Origin of the sequence: Jeotgalibacillus proteolyticus, assembly GCF_002926065.1 — a bacterium.
GTDB classification, from domain to species: domain Bacteria; phylum Bacillota; class Bacilli; order Bacillales; family Jeotgalibacillaceae; genus Jeotgalibacillus; species Jeotgalibacillus proteolyticus.
Window position 1 is genome coordinate 43,168 of the sequence record NZ_PREZ01000002.1, and the last position, 21,064, is coordinate 64,231.

A 21,064-nucleotide genomic window follows, 5' to 3' on the forward strand; every position below is an offset into this window, starting at 1 on the left:
AATCTCATCGTAACATATTGGAATTTGTGTGCACTTATGAATGCTTTATTAACGCTCTCGAAAAACTGCAGGGCAGAAAGGGCTGGGATTAAAATAGCCCTTCTGCTTTTCCTTTGCTGTTAACATCCATTTTTAATGCTGCCGGTTTTTTAGGGAGTCCCGGCATTGTCATGACCTCACCAGTCAGAGCGACAATAAAACCGGCGCCGAGTTTTGGAATGAGTTCTCTTATCTGGATTGTGAAATTCTCCGGTCTGCCTAGAAGCGTGGCGTCATCAGATAGTGAATATTGTGTTTTTGCCATGCATATCGGCAGTTTTCCCCACCCTAATTGTTCAAATTGCTGCATTTGCTTTTCGGCTTTTGATGAAAAAACTGCCCCATTTGCACCGTAAACACCTTTTGCAATGGCATTAATTTTTTCACTGATTGTTGCTTCATAAGAATACAATGGTGTAAAGGAATGTCCGCCTTCAATGGCTTTTAAAACCTCTCCTGCCAGCTCTTTGCCTCCATCGCCGCCTTTTTCCCATACTTCTGTCAGGCCGTATGGAGCCTGATGCATATTACACCAGTTTTCAAGCAGTTCAATTTCCTTTTGGGTGTCTGTGTAAAATCGATTGATGGCAATGACAAAAGGAAGCTTAAAGGACTGAATGGTCTCAATATGCTTTTTTAAATTTTCAAGACCGTTTTCAAGCGCCTCCAAATCTTCATTAATGAGACTGCCCTTCTCCTGTCCGCCGTGCATTTTTAACGCACGGATCGTTGCGACGATTACCACTGCGTCAGGACTCTTATCAATAACCTTTGATTTTATATTTAAAAACTTCTCCGCACCAAGATCAGCTCCAAATCCTGCTTCTGTAACAACGTAATCAGCAAGCTTAAGCGCCGTTTTTGTGGCCATTGCAGAATTGCAGCCATGAGCTATATTTGCAAACGGACCTCCATGCACAAGTGCAGGCGTCTGTTCAATCGTCTGAACAAGATTTGGCTTCAACGCATCCTTTAAAAGAAGCGTCAGCGCTCCTCCTACCCCCAGATCGCCAACTGTTACAGGCTCTTTGCCATATGTGTAACCGACGACAATTCTTGAAAGCCTCGTTTTTAAATCATTCAGGTCTGAAGAAAGACAAAGTACAGCCATTATTTCGGATGCAACCGTTATATCAAAACCGTCTTCGCGGGGAACGCCCTGAACAGGTCCGCCAAGGCCGACAACAATATTTCTGAGAGCACGGTCATTAATGTCCATTACCCGTTTCCAGATCAATCTTCTTGGATCAATATTCAGCTCGTTCCCCTGATGAATATGGTTATCAATTAACGCTGAAAGCGCATTGTTAGCTGAAGTAATCGCATGGATATCTCCTGTAAAATGCAGATTGATTTCTTCCATAGGCAGCACTTGGGCATATCCTCCGCCTGCAGCTCCCCCTTTAACCCCCATTACCGGTCCAAGTGACGGCTCCCGCATCGCGATGATTGCATTTTTACCAAGCTTGCGCAGCGCGTCACCAAGCCCAACCGTAACAGTAGACTTTCCTTCGCCTGCAGCCGTGGGGTTTATCGCTGTCACCAGAATAAGTTTTCCATTCTGTGCCGTTTTCACCCGCTCGATTGCTTCAAACGAAATCTTTGCTTTGTATTTCCCGTATTGCTCAATATCGTCATTCTTTAATCCAATTCCATTTGCGATTAATTCAATCGGCTGCATTGAGCTTTGCTGGGCAATTTCAATATCTGATGGTACAGTTTTCTTCGTAGTCATGACGTCCCTCCACCAATTATGTACTATGCTTTTATCATATCACGAAAAAAAATATTCATATGTCGTTTCCCGTTATTTTTTTGTCTGATAAACAAACAGGGTAAAAAAAGTTAACGCCTGCTTAAGCTGGTTCGAAAGACTCTTTTTATCCAGTGCTTCTGCTTTATCCTTATATACATGCACTTCATCGATATAAACCCATCCCATTTTTCTGCAAAGCCCCTGAAACTCCCATGGCATCATCGTATTGCAAATAGCAGGCTCTCCAAGCAGTCTGTCAAAGCTATTGCTTCTTGGACCCGCTGCCGGTCCCAAAATAGCGCAGAAAATCATTCCTCCAGGCTTTACCAGCCGATCGATATGAGCCATCTCACGGTAAGGATCCTGCATCCATTCAAGGGAATTTACACATAAACAGGCATCAAACGAATGGGCTCGAAATAACAGCTGATCGAGGCTTCCCTCCATAAATTCCACACGGTTATTTTCATGTTTTTTTGCCAGCTGAATCATGTTAGATGATAAATCGGTGCCGGTTACGTGATAGCCTTCTTTTGCGATTAGTGCGCTCCCGGTTCCATCTCCGCACCCAATGTCAAGGACCGTTGAAGGCTTCGCTAAATGTTTTCTGATGGTGGGCGCCACTGCTTTTCTGCTTCCTGAAGTCCACATAGTAAGGCTTTTATTATGCCAATCTTCTGCTCTTGCATTCCAATCTTCTTTAGCTTTTTTTACCCAGTCATGATGCATCTCTTTTCACACCATCCTTAATTATATGATTAAAAACAGATAAAAAAACTGCGCCTCCTATTGTTTGATGGAACGAACAACGAAGGTGCAGTTTTTAAAGCAGCAGGTATGTTTATCATTCTTCTTTTTCCTGCAGCTGTCTTAGTTCTTCAATCAGCTCCGGTTTTTTTTCAAACAGCTGAACAAGATCACCGATGCGGTCAATTGAATTCCAGCTCAGATGGTGTTCAATTCCTTCCACATCATTATAAATATTTTCATCCTTTACGCCTATAATCTGGAGAAATTGCTCTAAAAGCTCATGACGGTATACTAGCCGTTTTCCGATTTTTGAGCCTTTTTTAGTCAGTACGAGTCCTCTATACTTTTCATAAACTAAATATTCATCTTTATCCAGCTTCTGGACCATTTTTGTAACGGAGGAAGGGTGGACAGATAAAGCTTCCGCGATATCTGATACTCGGGCATACCCTTTATTATCAATCAGTAAATAAATTTGTTCAATGTAGTCCTCCATGCTTGGTGTTGGCATGTGGGGTTCCTCCTCATTCATCTAAAAACAAAGACGTAATCATTAAAAAGTTTACTATAAGGAACTATGGGACACAACTGAATCGAGGCTAAAATCCATTTGTTTTACGATTGCGGGTGAAACATGAGTATAATTTCTCAGCAAAAAGCCTGTACGCGATGAGCAAAACGTACAGTTATACTCGCGTGATCAACTGAATTAATAAGGAACAAGCGTGTTAATAATTAATTGAAAATTCAATAACCGCTTGTTGACGACTTATTTCTTTGTGTTGTATAGTAAATACATCATCTATTGAATGTGCAGGTAACCAGACATTAGGTGAAAATAACTGAGCTTGAGCACGGAGCTGTGCTTTTTAGTTGTAGGGGGATGTTACATGCAAAATGGCAAAGTAAAGTGGTTCAACAATGAAAAAGGATACGGTTTTCTGGAGGTTGATGGTGGAGAAGATGTGTTTGTCCACTTCACAGCAGTCCAGGGAGACGGCTATAAAACACTCGAAGAAGGCCAGGAAGTATCGTTTGACATCGTTGAAGGCAACCGTGGACCTCAAGCTGCAAATGTTGTTAAATTATAATAATCTTTCCTTATAAAAAGCTGACGCTAAATAGGCGCCAGCTTCTTTGTATTAGGACAGATATTTTCCGTAGTTGATAATTTGTTCGCCAACTGTACATTCCTTTATACAAAAACGGTGGGCTCTTGTCTTTCCTCTTTCTAATCGGAGCTGTTTTTTTACCATACATTCACGGCAGTATGTGTTAACCAGCTCTTCGACTTCATTTATTACCTTTTTTCTTTCCATCCAGCTGCAGCTCCTTTCAAAAGATTTATATTTCTGTTTTGCTTTGGACAGCTACTCCCTCTAATGCCTGGGAAGCAAGCTTATCCGCTTCTTTATTATCGTTTCTTCTTACCGCTTTTAAATCCAATTTTAATTTATTCCGTTCGCTGAGTGCTTCAATTTTATCGATCCACTTATTAAGCTGCTCCTCGTAACACGGCCATTCACCTGTTACCTGATTAACTACTACAAGAGAGTCTCCGGTGATTTTTATGTTCTGGCTTGAGACACCGAGTTCATCTACCAGCTGCATTCCTTTATAAAGGGCCGCATATTCAGCTTCATTGTTGGAAGATAAATGGTTCAGGAGTGCATTTTCCCTGACCCTGTAAGTTTTGCCTGCTTCCTGGTAGGTCAGTATAACGCCAATTCCTGATTGGGACGTTTGAGGATTAAAGCTTCCGTCAAAATGGATTTGGAGATTTGTTTTCTGTTCCTCTGCTTTTGTCAGCAGCTTTTTGTATTCTTTTAATGTCCATGTCTGACCCATATCGTCTTCTATTTTCAGTTCCTTCATTCTTCCGGTTTTCTCTATATCCTGGATCATCTTCAGTGAAATATGCTCCGGCATCCAGTCAGAGGAAAAAGAAACAGAAGGAAGAGCAGGATGTTTGTATTGAAAGTGAAGGCGCACGTCCAAAAAAAAACCTCCTTGTCAGGTTACTATTCACTCATTTTACTCTTATATTGTACCCAAGTGCAAGTTAGGCTATAATTGGTTTTTAAAGGAGGGCTTGTTTTGATTGAACTATTTATTGATGGCGCCAGTGCCGGCAGCCCCGGTAAAAGCGGAGCAGGCGTTTTTATAAAAAATGGTCAAAATTCGCAAAAGCACTCTATCCCATTGGGAAACTTAACAAACCACGAAGCAGAATACGAAGCACTGATCCATGGACTTACGCTTTGTCTGCCCCTAAAGGATCAAATTATTTCATGCAAAACTGATTCCCAGGCGGTGATCGGTGCAGTTGAAAAAAGGTATATCAGAAATAAACAATATGCTCATTATCTTGAAAAAATGATCCCGCTGCTTGATCAATATGAATTATTTTTCATTAAATGGATTTCAAGCAAGGAAAATAAAGTGGCCGATGAGCTTGCCAGAAAAGCTATCAGGTCAAAAAAATAAGCCCCACCAATTGGTGGGGCTTATTTAAATTGGAATTCCTTTTTTTCTGAAATGACTCATTACTTTCGTACGTGTTGTCAGCTTAGATTGAACAATTTCTTCTAAGACCGACATATAAAAGCCTGAGTCGAAGCGCTGCTGGAGTTTAAGCGTTACTTCAATTGCAACCTGAACGAGCTGATCAGGGGCATCTGTGTATTTTCTGCCAAAATAGATAAAGCCAATCGCTTCATCGTTCAGCTTAAAGCCCTTTGTTTCCAGATCAGCTAAAAAATCTTCAAGCGATTTCATATTCTTTCCCCTGTAAATGCCTGATAGGAAGCAAGAAAACGATGGACAGTTTTTAATTCGTGGTGATCCACTATTTCGCCTGCTGCAGAAGGTACACCTGACCATTCGTTATAATAAAGCTCCGGCAGCGGCACCTCACAATGAATGGCTGCAAGCTTTCTTGATAAATGAAGCATGTCAAGATCTGCTTCAATTTTCTTTTTTTGTCCAGGTGTAAGAAGATGAAGATTTTCTAAAATCCCCTCAATAGACTCATGCTCCCGTATAAGCTTAAATGCTGTTTTTTCACCGATGCCTTTTACTCCGGGATACCCATCGCTTGTGTCTCCCATTAAGCCTTTCACATCGATAAACTGAGCAGGCGTAATGCCATATTCCTCCTGAAACCGGGAATGAGTGAAGCGGTCATACTCCCCGTAGCCCTTTTTGACAAGCCAGATTTCCACATGGTCTGTCAGCAGCTGAAGAAGATCTTTGTCTCCACTGACAATACTTACTTTCGTCTCAGAATTGGCAACTTTTGCAATTGTTCCGATACAGTCATCAGCTTCATAGCCCTTTACCCCTATGTTTGCAAAGGAAAAATGGGTGGCAATTTCCTTTACAAGATCAAACTGAGGGATCAGCTCCAATGGGGCCTCCTGCCGGTTTGCTTTATATTCAGTATAGACTTCATTGCGAAAAGTTTTTTGGCCCATATCCCAGCAAACTGCTACATGAGTAGGTTTAACTTGTTCGATAGCAGTAAGTGAATGCCTTAAAAAACCTTGAATGGCATTTGTCGGATTTCCGTGGCGGTTAACCATAAATTGATTGGATATAGCTGTAGCAAAAAATGAACGAAATAATAATGCCATCCCGTCAATTAATAAAACATGTTTCTGGTGCATATCTTACTCCCTTCCATCTATTATTTCTCAAAATGCGTTGAATCGCCGAGCTCGATTTCATTTTCATCATACGAAACCCAGTCGCTGTAACTCCCGGGGTACAATTTAACATTTTTAAAGCCTGCCTGCTTCAATGCAATAATATTTGGTGTGGCTGTCACACCGCTGCCGCAATAGACAACGATTGGCCGGTCCTTCTCCCACTCACTGAACCGGTTTGCCTGTTCTTCATCTTTAAGAAAGAACCCTTTAGACACACCATCCATCCAGTCCCGGTGGATCGCGCCCGGAATATGCCCCGCTACTCTGTCAATCGGCTCATGCTGTCCTATATACCTGTCATAGGAGCGGGAATCGATTAAAAGCGAAGCGGTTTTTCCATTTATGATTTGTTTAATTTCATCAATATCAGCTTTCATTTCCGGCCGGGTCTGTGCTTTAAAATTACCACGCTGTTTTGTTTTAACTTCTTTTTCTACCGGAAATCCCTGTGCTGTCCACTCTTTAAAGCCTCCATTTAAAATAAAGACCTTGTCATGACCATAATAATTTAAAAGCCACCAAAAGCGGGAAGCAAATGCTGCTTCTCCTCCATCGTAGACCACTACTGCAGAGGAATTCGAAATACCAGCTGATTCGAGTTTTTCGATAAAATCCTTCTCTGCCGGGAGTGGATGCCGGCCTCCGTGCTCTTTAACTTCTCCGGATAAATCTTCATTTAAATCAAAATAAACAGCTCCAGGGATATGGCTTTCTTCATACAATTTCCTCCCCTGTTTAGGCTCCTGAAGTGAAAAACGGCAGTCAATAATAGACAGGTCTTCTGACATATTTTCTATTAACCAGGCAGATGAAACGGTTACGTTCATGATAATTCCCCCTCTTTCTGCTTTTTCATCAATTCTTTTATATGCGGTTTTGGTTCCCAGCAGCTGAATTTATACTCAGGTTTGGTTTCATAGCCGAGACGGCTGCAGCGATAAAGCATACCGCTCTCTTTTTTGTCCGCTTCAAAATGAATGCAGGTAGCACAGGCGTGGAAGTCTTTCCCCATTAAAGAGCGCTCCTCTGTTCAATAGCCTCATAAGCTTTTTGCCAGTGTTCAACAACTTCATGGGAGCTAAAGCTTACCATTTGGCTGTCTATTTGTTCAATCAAATCTTCCATCCATCTAGTATACAGTTCTTTTCCCTCAGTAGAAAGCATCAGAATCATCCAGTCTTTCAATCTTTTCTGTTCCTCTGATAGGAACGTCTGTGCCTGAATTTTTAATCGCTCCTGGAGGGCATCTCTCATAAATCTCTTTTCGTTTTTTTCAAAAAAGGATCGTGTATTTTTAAACAATGATAATTCTTTTTTATAATCTGAAGCACTCTCGTTTTCAAACCATGGTGAAAACGAAAGGATGTCCAGGTTAGGAAGTTTTATTGGTGGCATAAGCCCATCAGGTATTAACGATTCAAGCGAATGCCATTCAGACTTAAGCTGTTCTGTAAGCTGTTTTTCGATATGCTGAATCAGCCGGTGGTTTACAACACGGAGCTCCTGAGCAAAATCAAAGCCAAGCATCGTAAGAAGATTTGATAGTGCTTCTTTTAACGCCTTGCCGGAGGTTTGGTCCGTAAACAGCGAGGGATGAAAAGACTCTTTAAAGAAATCTGAAAATCGGTAAAATACCCGCTGCTCCATATAAATCATTAATTCCTTCATTTCCTGCTCTATACGTGCTTCAACAGTTGTAAAGGAAGGATTTGCGAAGTGTGCAGAAAGATAGTTTCGTGCTTTTGCCAGCTTAACTTTAGTTTGTTCCTTTACCTCTTCATTTTGAGACGCGGTTTTTATCAAAGTCTCAATCCGCTTCACTGCAGCTGCATATTCAAAATGAGCAGTACGCAGCGCCATCCCCTGCAGGTCATCCTTCAAAAACTGATGAAACGACCGTTCAAATGGCCTGATGCCCGATGCTTTTATGTCATTAGGATCCTGACTAAGTGCCTGCAGGCTTGAAACACCAAATAAACGAGGCGAACGGATACCAAAAATAACGAGCTGTTCTTTGACATAGGTTAGGACTTGCCTTTTTTCTTCCTCATCATGCGCCAGATCCACTGCGTTTACGACAAAGAACATTTTATCCATTTCAAAGCTGTCTTTTACTCTTCCAAGCTGAATAAGAAATTCACGGTCTGCCCTGGCAAATGCATGATTATAGTAAGTTAAAAATAGAACAGCATCAGCACTTCTTATATAATCAAACGATACATCTGTATGACGTGCATTTATCGAGTCCGCACCCGGTGTATCCACGATTGAAACCCCAAGCTCAGCAAGTCTTGAAGAGAGAAAATAATCAATTGCTTCTACAAAGCAGGATTGCTCTTCTTTAGCCACAAAGCCCTCAAATTCAGCTTCATCTACCGTTAATTCTTCGCCAAGATGAGAGGAATAATTTGACCATCCTTTTTTAAATGCATGAAGGAAGCTCTTCTTTGCTTCCATACCTGAACGGGTGACAGCAGCAGCCTGGTCAACCAGCTCATAAGCCTCTTCAAGAGAGGATGGATGGAAGTCAAGCTCCTTAAAAATATGTGTTAAATCACTCAGTAAATTCTCCCTGCTTTTAAAATACACCCTGACTGTTCCGTCCTGATCCTCACCTGTTGGCGGTTTTATCCGGTTTATGGATGCTGTAGTCGGATTAGGAGAAACAGGTAGAACTTTTTTTCCAAGCAAGGCATTGGCAAAAGAAGATTTTCCTGCACTGAATGCACCAAATAAAGCAATTGTAAAATTTTTAGATTGAAGCTTATTGATTCTCTGCAAAAGATACTCTCTCTGACGGGCAAAGCCTTCGACTGATTCAAGCTCCTCTACAGCGACTTCTAGATTATGGATGACTTCTTTTTCCCTGATTTTTTCTGGGTTAACCTGCTCTATAGATGAACTTTTTTCAGGAATTTTTTCACTTTCCCCTTTAGCTTCTGTCAGTGAATCGATTTCGTTAATTTTTTTAATTGTTTTCTCGCTTGCTGCCCACTCCTCCTCCCAGCTTTGCAGGGCTTTCGCTCCATCATCCTGAAGCGGTTTTGTAAGCTCCTCAAGCTGGTGCTCAACTTGTTTAATCGACCGGAGTGCATTTGCTTTTTGATGAAGGGAATTCCATTTTGACTGAGCGTGATGCGTATATTCTTCTATTTCGTTTTGAATTTCCTCAATCAGCTTCTCTTTCATCCCGTCCATTAACCGTTTCGCTGAAAATCGAAGGGTTTTGGCTAAATCCTCACAATAATTAAGGACAGATTGTCCATTTACCTCAGCTCCAGGCTTAATATGGGATACGGCAAGCTGTCGGTCTACTGGGATCGTAAGGCTTTCGATTTCCTCTGACCAGGATGCACCGGAAGCCCCCGCTTCTTTTAATGCAGTGTAGCAGCCGTTTTTAATCTGCCACAGCAGCTGCTGTTTGACAATTTCTTCAAGACTGCGAATAAAATCGTCCGTTCTTGCTGATCGCTCTGCCTCTGTTTTTTTCGCAGAGAAAAAAACACCAACCTTGTAAGAAGGATCATTTGCTTCAAGAAAGAGCTTGGCCTTTTCACGAATCTCTGCCGGCATTAAATAAGCTGCACGAAGAATTTCATCCCGCTTATGGTCAAATGAGCTCTCCCACTGATCAAGTGAATACACAGCGTTTTCTTCTTCGAGCTCCTTTTCCTGCATAAATACCTGATCCGGGTTAGTCAATTCCTCCTGAGTAAGCAGATCTTCATATGTATCAATCATTTCCTCCAATTCTTCCTCTAAATAATTTCTGTGCTCTTCTTTTATTATTTCAAGGGAGGTTTTGGCTGTCTCAAGGATTGTTTCTTCGCGGTTGTCCATCATGCCTTCAACAAAAGCTTTAATTTTTTGAAGATCATTAAATGGGTGATCAGGTTTTTTTAATGTAGTGTAATAGGTCGAGAGCGGCGAAGCCTCCCAGGCAGCAAACGCCTGTTCAGTTGACTGCTTAAATACAGGAAATGACAGCTCATCGTCCTTATGTTTATCGATTTGATTAATAATGGCATGAACAGGCCGGTGATGCTTTCTCATATGACGAATCCATTCAAAGTTCATTTGTGACTGAACATGGTTATAATCCATGACATAAAACAAAAGGTCAGCTGAGTGAATAGCCGATTCAGTGGATTGTTTGTGAGCATCATCCACCGAATCAATTCCAGGGGTATCCATTACTGTCACACCGCTCGGAAGAAGAGAATCTGAACGATAAATATCAATACGCTTCACCTTCGCACCATTTTTACCAAGCTGATTAACGACGCTCACATTAAGCGGCGGAAGAAGTTCAATTCTTTTGTCATCACTCATGGTAATCCGGATATTTTTATCCTCTCCTGCATGGATGGCGACAAGATTGGCACTGGTTGGTATCGGACTTGAAGGAAGCAGATTTTCACCCATCAATGCATTAATCATGGCTGATTTTCCGGCAGAAAAATGCCCGCAAAACGCTACAACTAATTCTTCATCCTCAAGCTTTTGTGCGAGGTTTTTTATTTTTTCTGCACCTCTGTTGTTTTTATGTTTAACACTAACTGTGTAAAATGCTGCAAGATCGAGCAGTAAGCCATTTTTCTGCTGTGAAAATGTGTTTTCCATAAACGCCGTCCCCTTTTACTATCCATAAACTCATTGTACTAAAACCTTTACGAAAATCCTATAGATGCTCCATTACCCTCAAATGAAAAGCCCAACCGGGAAATGGTCGGGCATGCCAAAAGCATGTAGCTAGTAGCCAATTTAACCATAGAATAAGATAAAAGAGGATCTTTAAAAACCGTTGATGGTCATGCCGCCATCAACAAATAATGTCTGCCCGGTTACATAGCTGCCTGCGTCTGAGACAAGAAAAATAGCGGGACCGACAAGCTCTTTTAATTGTCCCACCCGCCTTAAAGGTGTGACTGCAAGAATATCATTTAAGTAGTCCTCATTTGCCAGCATGGTTTCAGTCAGCGGCGTTTCAAAATACCAGGGTCCTATCGAATTAACACGAATATTATTCTGTCCCCATTCATACGCCAAAACCTTCGTCATTTGAATAAGAGCTGCTTTTGATGCTCCATAAACAACCCCTGTTCTTAATGCGGTCTGCCCTGCAACCGAGGACACGGATAAAATACTTCCGCCAGAAGGCTGGTCCTTCATTATTTTTCCAGCTTCCTGAGAAAGCATGAAAGCAGACTTCAGATTGGTATCCATTATGACATTCCACTCTTCATCAGTCACATCAGCTGCTTTAGAACGGATATTCATGCCGGCATTATTAACAAGGATATCAATTTTTCCGAGTTTTTCTTTAACATGGTTGATGTTTTCAGTGACTTGTCTTCGATCGGTAACATCCACCGGAAAATAATGAGCCCTGCCTCCATTTTCATGGATGAGACGGGATGTTTCCTCCAGGTCGCTTACCGTTCTTGAAAAGAGAGCAACTTCAGCTCCAGCCTCTGACAGGCCTATAGCAAGTGCTCTTCCAATCCCTCTTCCGGCACCTGTAATGATGGCTGTTTTTCCATCAAGACGAAATGATGGCTTGTACATAGAATCACTCTCCATTTATTACTGCGTCTATAGTGAATAAAGCTCAGAATATTTTTCTGTCAGGTAATCAATTAAATATTGAGGATTAAGCCCTTCTCCAGTGGAATCGGTAATAATATCAAGCGGTTTTTTGAGTTTGCCATATTGATGAACATGCTTAACCATCCAGTCTTTAACTGCCTTAAAATTCCCGTCTGCTAAAAGTTCTTCATAATCAGGCAGATCCTTCAGCATAGCCTTTTTAAGCTGTGCCGCATAAATATAACCGAGAGCATAGGAAGGGAAATAGCCAAATGCACCACCTGACCAATGAACATCCTGAAGAACGCCTTCAGCATCGTTTTCTGGCCGTATTCCCAGATATTCTTCATATTTTTCATTCCAGATTTTAGGGAGATCCATCACCTTAATATCACCGTTAATTAGCCCTTTTTCAATCTCATAGCGGATAATAATATGTAAGCAGTAGGTTAATTCATCTGCATCCACCCTTATTAGTGAAGGCTTGGATTCATTTATGGAACGGACGAAGTCCTCGATTGGCACGCTGTCGAATTGTCCGGATGAAAATTCTTTAAGGAGATCATAATTATGCTCCCAAAACTTAGGGTTTCTCCCTACAAAGTTTTCAAAAAATAATGACTGGGATTCGTGAATTCCCATCGATGTGCCGGTGCTTAGCGGAGTTCCTGTCAGTTTTTCACTTACATTCTGCTCATACAACGCATGTCCGCATTCGTGTATTGTTCCAAAAATAGCTTCTTTAAAATCATGTTCATTATATCTCGTGGTAACCCTTACATCTCCAGGATTCAGCCCGGTTGCAAACGGATGAACAGCTTCATCGAGACGCCCTGCTTCAAAATCAAAGCCAAGCCGTTTTAACATTTCGAGACTGAATTTTTTCTGGGCTTCCTCCGGAAAATGAGCATGAAGAAAAGACGTATCCGGCTGCTGTTTGGTCTGGATTTTTTTCACGAGAGGAACTATTGCTTCCTGGACCTTTGTAAAAACAGAATCCAAAATATCAACTGTCATTCCTGGTTCAAATAAATCCAACAATGTATTGTAAGGGTTTCCTTCATAGCCCCAATAATGAGTGAACCGTCTGTTTGTTTCTACCAGCTTTTCAAGGTATGGAGCTAAAAGAGAAAAGTCTCCTGCTTCTTTTGCTTCCTCCCATACACTTTCAGCCTTTGATTGAAGAATTTTGTACTCACGATATTCTTCAGCAGGAATTTTCTTATTTCGGTCATATTCCTTCTGGCATTCTTCTAATGTTTTAACTGTTACTTCGCTTAGCTTGTCCTTATGAGCAGATAGACCGGCAATGAAGGAGGCCATCTGGTCAGAGGTTGACAGCTCGAATAATTCTGCAGATAATGTTCCGATTACCTGAGAACGCTGTTCAATGGCTTTTTTAGGAGCGCCTGTCCGCAGATCCCAAAATATAAGTCCTAACGCCTCGTTGTATGCTGTCATCTTATTTACGTATGTAAGAAAATCTTTTTCAAGCTGTAAAGTTGCAGGTGTCATGCTTTTTCCCCCTTTTTTAATGCTATCTAAAATAGTTTATCACATTTTTCTGAATAGATGAGAAAGTAAAAAAGTTGAATTGAACAAATAACCGGGCTCACAACCCCGGTTAAGTATATAAAACGCCCCAGCGGACGAAAGCCTGTTCGCTGGGGCGTTTGTTATAAAATTTTATAATAGAATAGAGTCTCTCTACTTATAGTAAACCTCTATTTTTAAGTTAATTACAGTCTATTTCTTTAATCATTTCACACGTATACTCTTAAATACAAATCCAAAAGAGGTGTCCCTTATGAATGACAATAAAAACGTACTGGATAACGGCCCTTTTTTTCATGGGACAAAAGCAAAGCTGAAAATAGGGGATTTATTAGAGCCGAACCATGCATCCAATTTTCAGGATAAAAAATCCAATTATATTTACTTCACAGCAACATTGGATGCTGCCAAATGGGGTGCTGAGCTTTCAAAATCTAACTCAAAGGAGAGTATTTATATTGTCGAGCCTTCAGGTGTTTTTGAACATGATCCGAACGATTTCCCGGAAACCCGACACATTCTTACAGGTCTAAATCTCCATTAAAAGTATTTGCTGAATTATCTTCATGGGAAAGACATACCGGCGAAGAAATCAATCATATGCTGTCATCCTTAAAAAAATTAAGCGAGCAAGGAAAAAATGAAATAAACGATTAAAGCCTTTGGTCCGTAAAATAGGGAATCAACAAAGGAAATAGATATAAAAAGAGGCGTGACGACTATGTCACACCTCTTTTTGCAAGTTTCCCTGCACTTCTTGCGGACTTAAATATATTTACTTAGCGATCGTCGGGGTAACCGGCAGAATGGCTGTAATTTCATCAAGCCATTTTTGTTCTTCATCGCCTAAAAAGATATGAACTGATCCTTTATCTGATGAAGTTCTGATTAAGCGTCCGATTCCCTGCTGCAGTCGAAGAAGCATATAAGGGAGATCCACCTGATGAACAGGGTCTTCTGAGTGCTTTCTCTTTGCTTCGAAAACAGGATCCTTGGGCGGGAACGGGAGTGAATCAATGATCACCTGGCTAAGGCTCAGCCCGGGCACATCAAGCCCCTCCCAAAGGTGATGGGAAGCAAAGATGCTTGAAGTCTCATGCTGAAATTTTTCAACAAGTGTACTTATTTCCTCATCTCCCTCGAAAAATAATGAGGAGCTTCCTTCAAGCTCGTGGGAATAACCAAATCTGAATAGATCCTGGTCCTCTCTGGAATTAAACAAAAGCAGACTGCCTCCCTGGTGGGAATTCAGCAAAAGGGCTTCTTTCTCCCCTTTTTCAAATTCATCTGTCAGATGAATCGTTACATCCATGTTTTCCTCATAATCAAAAGGAGAAGATACACTGAATGCATCGTAATCATCGATTCCTAGACTTTTTGCAAGGTAGGAAAAGTCTTCTTTAACAGATAAAGTAGCAGAAGAGAAAATAGTCGGAATTTTTTTTGAGAAAACCTCTTCTCTTAAGATTTCTTCTACAAGTCTTGGCATAATAACGAGTGTCTCATCATCTCCTGATTCCTCAAGCCAGATAATAGCACCATCATCGTCAACCAATAGCTTAAGAGAAAATAAGACAAGCTCTAAATATTCCTCTACTATTTTCAAATCATACTCATCAATTACATAAAGCTCTGATTCGAATACGAGCTCTTCAAGCAGCTGATCAATGCTTGCTTTCAGTTTTTTAGAATTCACAATGACTTCATCATGCCTTGCAATCGCCCGTCGCTCTGCCCCGCTTTCATAATCTGCATGCTTGCTGATTGCAGCGAACCATTCATCGTGCTGTTCAACGATACGGTCAATCAAATAAAGTGTTTTCTCCCTGATATCATTGCTGGTCAGCTTTTCTAAAATCAGGGACAAATTTGATAAAGAGGTTCTGTAGGTTAACGCCTTTTGAGCTGCGAATTCCAAAAGATGCCCCTCATCAAATATGACGGCACTTCCTTCAGGGAGAAGCGGCAGCTGGCCTTCTCTTTTTCTGGCATCCTTCGTCCAGATGTGCTCCATATAAAAATCATGGGAGCAGATGATGATATCTCCCGCTGCCCGGTAATGCTCCCTGTTAAGCGTCTGGCCGCATCTATGGCGTACATCGCAAGATAAGCAATCCTGCAACGAATCCCAATTAACCTGCTTCCATTGATCGTCATTCAGGTTTGGGAATTCTTTTCGGTCACCATAAGGATAAAAAGAAGTCATAGAGCCATTTCCATGTACAAAATCCGGAATCTGCTCATACACCTCATCGAGCTCTTCATCATCACCCTTTGAGGTTGCTTTATCTAATTTTTTTAAGCACAAATACTGTTCTCTTGATTTTGCAAGCCTTACATCGACTGAGAGTCCAAGGAGGTCCTCGATTTTCTGCAGGTCGCCATCTTTTTTAACAAGCTGTTCAATCAGGGTTTCATCTGAACAGGCAATGATAGCGGGCTTTCCGGTATAACGGGCATAAGGAATGGAATAAAGCAGGTAAGCAAGTGTTTTTCCTGTGCCTACACCCGCTTCAGCAAAAAGGATCGATTTTTTCTTGAACGCCTGCTCAAGCTGAAATGCCATGAAAATTTGTTCATCACGCAGCTCAAGTCCTTTTTCAGGCAAAATATCGTAAAACACATCTCCTATCCAATCCCCTAAAGCTTCATAGAAGGATTGATCACCTGTTAGTGGAAAAGGCAATGATTTAGTGGTCAATATGGTCAAACCCCTTTCTGTAAATCCTCATAGCACACAGAGAAGAAAGGCATGCAGGAAAGTCAGCATGCCTTTCTCTTTATAAAAAGTTCTTAGTAATTAATTATTTCTTGGGGGTCTCGTTCCCCAGTATTGATAATAATCCGTCCGGATAAAGCCATTAAAAAGCTTTCTCTTCTTTGTAGCAGGCTTTCCGTACAGCTCTTCAAAAGAAGGATGTGAGGTTATAATATATTTTGACCAGGTAGGGTATTTTTCAAACGCTTCACCCATTTCCCGATACATCGTCTCAACAGCTTCTTCTTCCCCAATACGTTCTCCGTATGGAGGATTTCCCACGATTACACCATAGTCATTGTTGGCTGTGAAATCGCGCACCTGCATTTGCTTAAATTGAATCAAATCGCCAAGACCTGCTTCAATCGCATTTGCTTTTGCAATTTCCACCATCTTATGATCAATATCCGTTGCATAAATTTCCAAGGGCTGATCATAATTTGCGGCTTCCTCCGCTTCCTGGCGGACTTTGTCCCACAGTCCTTTTTTCATCACCGGCCAATCCTCTGAAATAAAATCGCGGTTAAATCCCGGTGCAATATTCTGGCCGATAAGAGCCGCTTCTATTGCAATCGTTCCAGAACCGCAAAAAGGATCATGGAATGAACGGTCGGCGCGCCAGTTTGTCAGCTGCACGAGTGCAGCAGCCATCGTTTCTTTTAAAGGCGCTTCACCCTGATCAACCCGGTAGCCTCTTTTGTGAAGACCGGCTCCGCTTGTGTCTATCGTTAACGTCGCCACATCATTGCGAATCGCTACTTCAATTTTAAAAACCGGACCTGATTCATCCAAAAAGCTCATTCGTTTATAAGAGGATTTCAATTTTTCGACAATGGCTTTTTTTACAATGGCCTGACAGTCAGGAACACTGTACAGCTTTGATTTAATCGATTTCCCTGAAACCGGAAAAGCGGCATCAACTGGCAGAAGAGTTTCCCAGGGAAGGGCTTTAGTTTGTTCAAACAGCTCATCAAAGCTATAAACTTTAAAGCTGCCCATTTCAATTTTTACCCGGTCAGCTGTCCTAAGCCACAGATTGGATCTTACAATGTCTTCTTCATCGCCTTCATACATTACTTTTCCATTTTCAACAGTGGTTTTAAAGCCCAGCTGCTGTACTTCTTTTGCTACGACCGACTCAAGCCCCATCGCAGCGGTTGCAATTAACTTATAGGTTGTCATCTAAATCACCCTTTTAATGTTTGTAAATAGTATGTGCAATTAAAAGCGGAAGCAGGCGTTTAGGGGCGAAAAGCATGAGGCAAACCGCACAGATAGGCGCTTTTTGCCTATTGGGCGGGATGACTTATGACTCGAGCCCCTGCCTGCTGCAGCTAGCTGCAATATCATTAAAAAAAGGCAGACCCGCATACTTTTATACGAATGGTCATGCCTTAGTTGAATTTACATAAAATAACATTCTTTTTTCATTGGTGTAACCAATCATGATGATCTGTAAGCCATGTTTTGTTCCCTTGTACTTCAAACGCGGATAAACGCTCGTACACCGGTGGCAATCATCTATCTATCAGCCAATAAGCTGATCCTTCCCTTTGTTCATTTCCTCAGGGAAAGTGCCCCTACCATAGTTTGAGTTTCTCACTCGTGGGGTTTACCTCGTTCCACTTCCGCCATTTCTAACGGAACTACGTCACTGTGGCACTTTCAAGAGATGCATACCATATTCAAAAGAACGTAGGTATCTTCTCTGCCGTCAAACCAGAACCTTCTGGAATGCCCCCGCTTATTTTTTCGCGAGGCACGAACACTACGGGCATCTCAGCACCGTGTGAGCATGGACTTTCCTCTATAGCATAACGCTACAGCAATTGCCCGAGCACCATGATCGATTAGCCAAGATTTTATTATACACTAACAAGTTGCCCATTGCAAGAAACAGTTAGAATCGTCCCATTATGCGATCAGCAGCTTACTATGTATATTAGCGGTCTTCGTACAGCTTACGTCCAAAAACTTCTTTTTCAAGATTTGATAATCTTTTAAGAATATCAAAGTTTGTCGTACCAGAATTTGTTTGTGCAGGCTGAGCTGCGGAACGTTTAGGAGCTTCAGATGTTTGCTGCTGCAAACGCTGATTTTCCTTTTCAAGTGCGTCAATTCTCTCATGGAATGCTTCATAATCTTTAATAATCTGATCTAAAAAGGCATCAACTTCTTCGGGTTTATACCCTCTCATTGCAGTTTTAAATTCACGCTCTAAAATTTCTTTCGCTGTTAGCTGAGCAATATTTTCTTTCATCTCTCTCACCTCTGCTATCTGATCCACTTTCTTTATTTTTTCAAAAAGTGCTGAAAATGTCAATCTACATGGCTATTCATTCTTAAACTGCTCCTCTTCAACGATCCACTGGAGGTCCTGAAAGGTTATCTGCATAAGTTCAAAATGGTTGGCTGCTGAATATTCCTTTGCCAGTTCCCATAAAAATTTTGGAGATCCTTCTTTCTCTTCATCATACACCATTAAAAGCCCGTCCGATTTTTGAAGATGGAAAAAATTTTTGTTTTTTAGCTGCTGGGGACTCTCGTAAGGTCTTCTTGAGATGGAGTCAACAAAATCTGCCTCCATAGAAATGGATTGATACATTTCCTGATTAGCCTCATTCCATTTTTCATCATGACCTTCAAAGGCAGTAAGAATGCCAAGCTTTAACTCAGGAAAGCTATCCTTCAGTTCAAGAACCACTTCACCTGCCCACAATTCGACTCCAAGCTGGCCGGAGATAAGCACCCATTCAAGCCCTTCATCAAGCCGTGATAAAAGCTGCTGTTTAATTGCTTTTTTAATAATTTCAACTGCCGGGTCCGATTTTTTAAAGACCCCGATCTCATGAGCTTTATAACCTGAGACAGTAATAATCTTCAAACCGGCCACCTGCTCTCTAAAATCTTTCATTCTTTCATTAAAAAACGACTGGCGGTTTTCACCAGTCGTTTGGTAAATCAAGTTGGCATTAGACCTGTTACATTGGTCTGTTGCACATAAATTGCTGATTGGACACAGTCTGTTCTTGATTAAACGACTGTGGGAAATAGTGCTTGTGCTGATAGATCTGGTGATTAATTGTTGTATTCTGGATCGGGTGAATATGCGGAACTTCAATAATTTCCGTCGTATGGTTTGTGCAGCACATTGTAGGATGTACAATAGGCGGACAAACTCTTCTTCTGCATGGATGCACGGTTACTCCCCCTTCCCTGGTTATTCTAAAATAACCTTCGTTACATTAGAATATGAAAGAAAGAGTCTACCTGCCCTATGCGTATCGCTCATTTATTGCAAAGTTGTTAATTGATCACCGATTGTCGAAAAAACAAATGCTGTTACACCTATTACCAGGAAAAACAAAACTAAAATGAATCTTCTCATAATTTCAACCCCATTAAGTTCTATACATTTATATTACATTTGAATAGACGCTGGCTCAACCCGTCTTTCCTCTGAAATATATGAACATTTTGTGACAGGAAATAATATGAAAGGGATACATTTTTCGTATTCTTTACCAATTTGCATTAAAATAAACGTGTCGAATATGAACAACTTATAAAGAAGACTGTCACATCCTAAAAGCAGGATCCTGGCGAATTAGTACGAATTCTGCGCTTGCCCGGGAAATGATTTTAATACTCTGCTTTATATTTCCTGCTTAATCTCTGTATCCTATGTTCAGTCTGTTTCCTTAGAATCTCTTTAGAAGACTTCCTAAAGGCATAATCATCTTCCGCACATTTTAACGCCATGTTTGCATAATAAACTGCTTGAGCATAATCCTTTAGCTTATGCTCATATACCTTTGCAAGCTCAAGCGCCGCTTCCCTTTTTTCCCTGGGTTCACCGTTCTCAGTAACCTTGAGCCAAAGCTCGACGGCCCGTGTCAGGCTGCCGTTTCGCTTTAATTCAAATGCAAGCGCATGAACGGCTTTGCTGTTTAGAGGATCTTTTGTGTATGCTTCATTGATGTGAGTGCTTGATGCTTCAAAATCTCCCGTATATCTATACCATTTCCCAGCTTCGAGGCTTTCACTGCTTGTCTGAAGCTTGTCCTGTCCAAGCAGCTGAAAGGTCAGATGGGTGTATAGAGAGATAAGCGAGAGAATATCTTTCTCATTATGATCAAGTACTTTAAGCATTCCTTCCGGGTGATTACGTTCAATGAAATCAAAAAAAATGGCCGGTGCCAGATAGCCGGGCAAATCATCTGACCGTTCAAATTCAAGTATATGCCTTTCCACCTCTGTCAGCTTTACAGACTTCATTTTATGTTTCCAAAGCCGTCTTGATGCATGATATAAATCGAAATGGCCAGTTTCAGGGAGCTTTGGTACATGCTCGCGAATCAGCGTATGCCGGCTTTTTACCTGAGGCCAGTCAAAGGATTTTCCATTATACGTAACGAGAGTGGAGTAATCGACGTTTTCTAAAAAACTCATATATAAAGGCACTTCAAAACCCGGCTGAGTTAAAATATGCTGTCTGACAATAACCTCTTCCGCTGTAAAACGGGCATACCCAAGCATAAAGATGGTGCTGCCAACACCCCTTAGCCCTGTGGTTTCAGTGTCAAAAAAGAACAGATCTTCAACCGAATGACCTTTTGATGATAAAGGATGTGAGTAACTGCTTTTATTCCATGCTTCTACAGCATTTATACAATCCCCGAGCTGGTACTTCCCCTGCCAAAAAGACAGCGGAAAACGAACTTCCCTAATTAAGCAGTATTCCTGATCAGACCAATACACAGTGACATTATTGTCTTGCCAAAGGTCAAGGTAGGGAATTTGCCTTTGTGCTTCTATTTTTGTATCTGGCCGTTTAAGCTCTTCTTTTTCCAGGTTTTTGCCGGAAAGATGAGGCTTCATACGGTTCAGTTTATTTTTCAGACTCAT

At 41.3% G+C, this 21,064-nt stretch carries 20 protein-coding genes, 1 other RNA gene and 1 pseudogene; 3 read left to right on the forward strand and 19 right to left on the reverse strand.

The genetic code is table 11. The annotated features are described in order from the left end of the window. Positions 1–88: 88 nt before the first annotated feature. From C4B60_RS03845 to mntR, 3 genes are all read right to left on the reverse strand, one after another. The gene (locus tag C4B60_RS03845) at positions 89–1,774 is read right to left on the reverse strand and encodes a formate--tetrahydrofolate ligase (protein ID WP_104056700.1); all 1,686 of its coding nucleotides are present in this window, start codon (positions 1,772–1,774) and stop codon (positions 89–91) included. A 72-nt stretch (positions 1,775–1,846) separates the two neighbouring features. Further along, entirely contained in the window at positions 1,847–2,524 is a 678-nt protein-coding gene (locus C4B60_RS03850; protein ID WP_104056701.1) for a class I SAM-dependent methyltransferase, read from the reverse strand. A gap of 115 nt (positions 2,525–2,639) precedes the next feature. Further along, a complete protein-coding gene (gene mntR, locus C4B60_RS03855) occupies positions 2,640–3,056 on the reverse strand; it encodes a transcriptional regulator MntR (RefSeq protein WP_104056702.1) in 417 nt (138 codons plus the stop codon). 379 nt (positions 3,057–3,435) lie between these two features. Here mntR and cspD point away from each other — a divergent pair, with 379 nt between their 5' ends. Beyond that, a complete protein-coding gene (gene cspD, locus C4B60_RS03860) occupies positions 3,436–3,636 on the forward strand; it encodes a cold-shock protein CspD (protein ID WP_104056703.1) in 201 nt (66 codons plus the stop codon). Between the two features lie 51 nt (positions 3,637–3,687). On the opposite strand, the gene C4B60_RS03865 is transcribed toward cspD, so the two are convergent. Next, positions 3,688–3,864 (reverse strand): zinc-finger domain-containing protein, encoded by a 177-nt coding sequence (locus C4B60_RS03865; protein WP_104056704.1) that lies wholly within the window; start codon positions 3,862–3,864, stop codon positions 3,688–3,690. Positions 3,865–3,889: 25 nt separating this feature from the next. Then, on the reverse strand, positions 3,890–4,537 hold the full coding sequence (locus C4B60_RS03870) for a reverse transcriptase-like protein (RefSeq protein ID WP_245153894.1): 648 nt from the start codon (positions 4,535–4,537) through the stop codon (positions 3,890–3,892). A gap of 105 nt (positions 4,538–4,642) precedes the next feature. Between C4B60_RS03870 and C4B60_RS03875 the strand changes: the two genes are divergently transcribed. Beyond that, positions 4,643–5,032 carry a reverse transcriptase-like protein gene (locus tag C4B60_RS03875; RefSeq protein ID WP_104056706.1) on the forward strand — a complete coding sequence of 130 codons (390 nt, stop codon included), beginning with the start codon at positions 4,643–4,645 and terminating at the stop codon, positions 5,030–5,032. 24 nt (positions 5,033–5,056) lie between these two features. Here the strand turns inward: C4B60_RS03875 and C4B60_RS03880 are convergent, their stop codons facing one another. The 7 genes from C4B60_RS03880 to C4B60_RS03910 form a co-directional block, all read right to left on the reverse strand. Beyond that, on the reverse strand, positions 5,057–5,323 hold the full coding sequence (locus C4B60_RS03880; RefSeq protein ID WP_104056707.1) for a DUF6123 family protein: 267 nt from the start codon (positions 5,321–5,323) through the stop codon (positions 5,057–5,059). Next, positions 5,320–6,213 (reverse strand): 5'-3' exonuclease, encoded by an 894-nt coding sequence (locus tag C4B60_RS03885; protein WP_104056708.1) that lies wholly within the window; start codon positions 6,211–6,213, stop codon positions 5,320–5,322. Before C4B60_RS03885 ends, C4B60_RS03880 begins: the two co-directional genes overlap by 4 nt. A gap of 20 nt (positions 6,214–6,233) precedes the next feature. Then, on the reverse strand, positions 6,234–7,082 hold the full coding sequence (locus tag C4B60_RS03890; protein ID WP_104056709.1) for a sulfurtransferase: 849 nt from the start codon (positions 7,080–7,082) through the stop codon (positions 6,234–6,236). Further along, positions 7,079–7,267, reverse strand: a complete 189-nt coding sequence (locus C4B60_RS03895; RefSeq protein ID WP_104056710.1) for a hypothetical protein — start codon at positions 7,265–7,267, stop codon at positions 7,079–7,081. The genes C4B60_RS03890 and C4B60_RS03895 overlap by 4 nt, the downstream gene beginning before the upstream one ends. Then, positions 7,267–10,878, reverse strand: a complete 3,612-nt coding sequence (locus C4B60_RS03900) for a dynamin family protein (RefSeq protein WP_104056711.1) — start codon at positions 10,876–10,878, stop codon at positions 7,267–7,269. The genes C4B60_RS03895 and C4B60_RS03900 overlap by 1 nt, the downstream gene beginning before the upstream one ends. Before the next feature lie 171 nt (positions 10,879–11,049). Further along, entirely contained in the window at positions 11,050–11,823 is a 774-nt protein-coding gene (locus C4B60_RS03905; RefSeq protein WP_104056712.1) for an SDR family NAD(P)-dependent oxidoreductase, read from the reverse strand. A gap of 27 nt (positions 11,824–11,850) precedes the next feature. After that, entirely contained in the window at positions 11,851–13,359 is a 1,509-nt protein-coding gene (locus C4B60_RS03910) for a carboxypeptidase M32 (protein WP_104056713.1), read from the reverse strand. 292 nt (positions 13,360–13,651) lie between these two features. On the opposite strand from C4B60_RS03910, the pseudogene arr reads away from it, so the two are divergent. Then, positions 13,652–14,055 (forward strand): annotated as a pseudogene (gene arr, locus C4B60_RS03915) (NAD(+)--rifampin ADP-ribosyltransferase). Between the two features lie 118 nt (positions 14,056–14,173). On the opposite strand, the gene C4B60_RS03920 reads toward arr, so the two are convergent. From C4B60_RS03920 to C4B60_RS03950, 7 genes are all read right to left on the reverse strand, one after another. Then, positions 14,174–16,099 (reverse strand): ATP-dependent DNA helicase, encoded by a 1,926-nt coding sequence (locus C4B60_RS03920; protein WP_245153867.1) that lies wholly within the window; start codon positions 16,097–16,099, stop codon positions 14,174–14,176. 99 nt (positions 16,100–16,198) lie between these two features. Next, positions 16,199–17,338: a THUMP domain-containing class I SAM-dependent RNA methyltransferase gene (locus C4B60_RS03925; protein ID WP_104056714.1), complete on the reverse strand. Its 1,140-nt coding sequence runs from the start codon at positions 17,336–17,338 to the stop codon at positions 16,199–16,201. Positions 17,339–17,607: 269 nt separating this feature from the next. Further along, positions 17,608–17,997, reverse strand: an RNA gene (rnpB, locus tag C4B60_RS03930) — RNase P RNA component class B. A 101-nt stretch (positions 17,998–18,098) separates the two neighbouring features. Then, positions 18,099–18,416 carry a cell division regulator GpsB gene (gpsB, locus tag C4B60_RS03935; protein WP_104057252.1) on the reverse strand — a complete coding sequence of 106 codons (318 nt, stop codon included), beginning with the start codon at positions 18,414–18,416 and terminating at the stop codon, positions 18,099–18,101. Positions 18,417–18,488: 72 nt separating this feature from the next. Next, positions 18,489–19,070 carry an SLOG family protein gene (locus tag C4B60_RS03940; protein ID WP_104057253.1) on the reverse strand — a complete coding sequence of 194 codons (582 nt, stop codon included), beginning with the start codon at positions 19,068–19,070 and terminating at the stop codon, positions 18,489–18,491. Between the two features lie 67 nt (positions 19,071–19,137). Beyond that, positions 19,138–19,356, reverse strand: a complete 219-nt coding sequence (locus C4B60_RS03945; RefSeq protein WP_104056715.1) for a CotD family spore coat protein — start codon at positions 19,354–19,356, stop codon at positions 19,138–19,140. 442 nt (positions 19,357–19,798) lie between these two features. After that, complete coding sequence (locus tag C4B60_RS03950) at positions 19,799–21,064, reverse strand: ribonuclease H-like domain-containing protein (RefSeq protein ID WP_104056716.1); 1,266 nt, start codon at positions 21,062–21,064, stop codon at positions 19,799–19,801.

Coding starts and splice junctions, on each gene's coding strand:
- C4B60_RS03845 (WP_104056700.1), bottom strand. CDS start 1,774: ATGACTACGAAGAAAACTGTACCATCAGATATTGAAATTGCCCAGCAA.
- C4B60_RS03850 (WP_104056701.1), bottom strand. CDS start 2,524: ATGCATCATGACTGGGTAAAAAAAGCTAAAGAAGATTGGAATGCAAGA.
- mntR (WP_104056702.1), bottom strand. CDS start 3,056: ATGCCAACACCAAGCATGGAGGACTACATTGAACAAATTTATTTACTG.
- cspD (WP_104056703.1), top strand. CDS start 3,436: ATGCAAAATGGCAAAGTAAAGTGGTTCAACAATGAAAAAGGATACGGT.
- C4B60_RS03865 (WP_104056704.1), bottom strand. CDS start 3,864: ATGGAAAGAAAAAAGGTAATAAATGAAGTCGAAGAGCTGGTTAACACA.
- C4B60_RS03880 (WP_104056707.1), bottom strand. CDS start 5,323: ATGAAATCGCTTGAAGATTTTTTAGCTGATCTGGAAACAAAGGGCTTT.
- C4B60_RS03885 (WP_104056708.1), bottom strand. CDS start 6,213: ATGCACCAGAAACATGTTTTATTAATTGACGGGATGGCATTATTATTT.
- C4B60_RS03890 (WP_104056709.1), bottom strand. CDS start 7,082: ATGAACGTAACCGTTTCATCTGCCTGGTTAATAGAAAATATGTCAGAA.
- C4B60_RS03895 (WP_104056710.1), bottom strand. CDS start 7,267: ATGGGGAAAGACTTCCACGCCTGTGCTACCTGCATTCATTTTGAAGCG.
- C4B60_RS03900 (WP_104056711.1), bottom strand. CDS start 10,878: ATGGAAAACACATTTTCACAGCAGAAAAATGGCTTACTGCTCGATCTT.
- C4B60_RS03905 (WP_104056712.1), bottom strand. CDS start 11,823: ATGTACAAGCCATCATTTCGTCTTGATGGAAAAACAGCCATCATTACA.
- C4B60_RS03910 (WP_104056713.1), bottom strand. CDS start 13,359: ATGACACCTGCAACTTTACAGCTTGAAAAAGATTTTCTTACATACGTA.
- C4B60_RS03925 (WP_104056714.1), bottom strand. CDS start 17,338: ATGACAACCTATAAGTTAATTGCAACCGCTGCGATGGGGCTTGAGTCG.
- gpsB (WP_104057252.1), bottom strand. CDS start 18,416: ATGAAAGAAAATATTGCTCAGCTAACAGCGAAAGAAATTTTAGAGCGT.
- C4B60_RS03940 (WP_104057253.1), bottom strand. CDS start 19,070: ATGAAAGATTTTAGAGAGCAGGTGGCCGGTTTGAAGATTATTACTGTC.
- C4B60_RS03950 (WP_104056716.1), bottom strand. CDS start 21,064: ATGAGTCTGAAAAATAAACTGAACCGTATGAAGCCTCATCTTTCCGGC.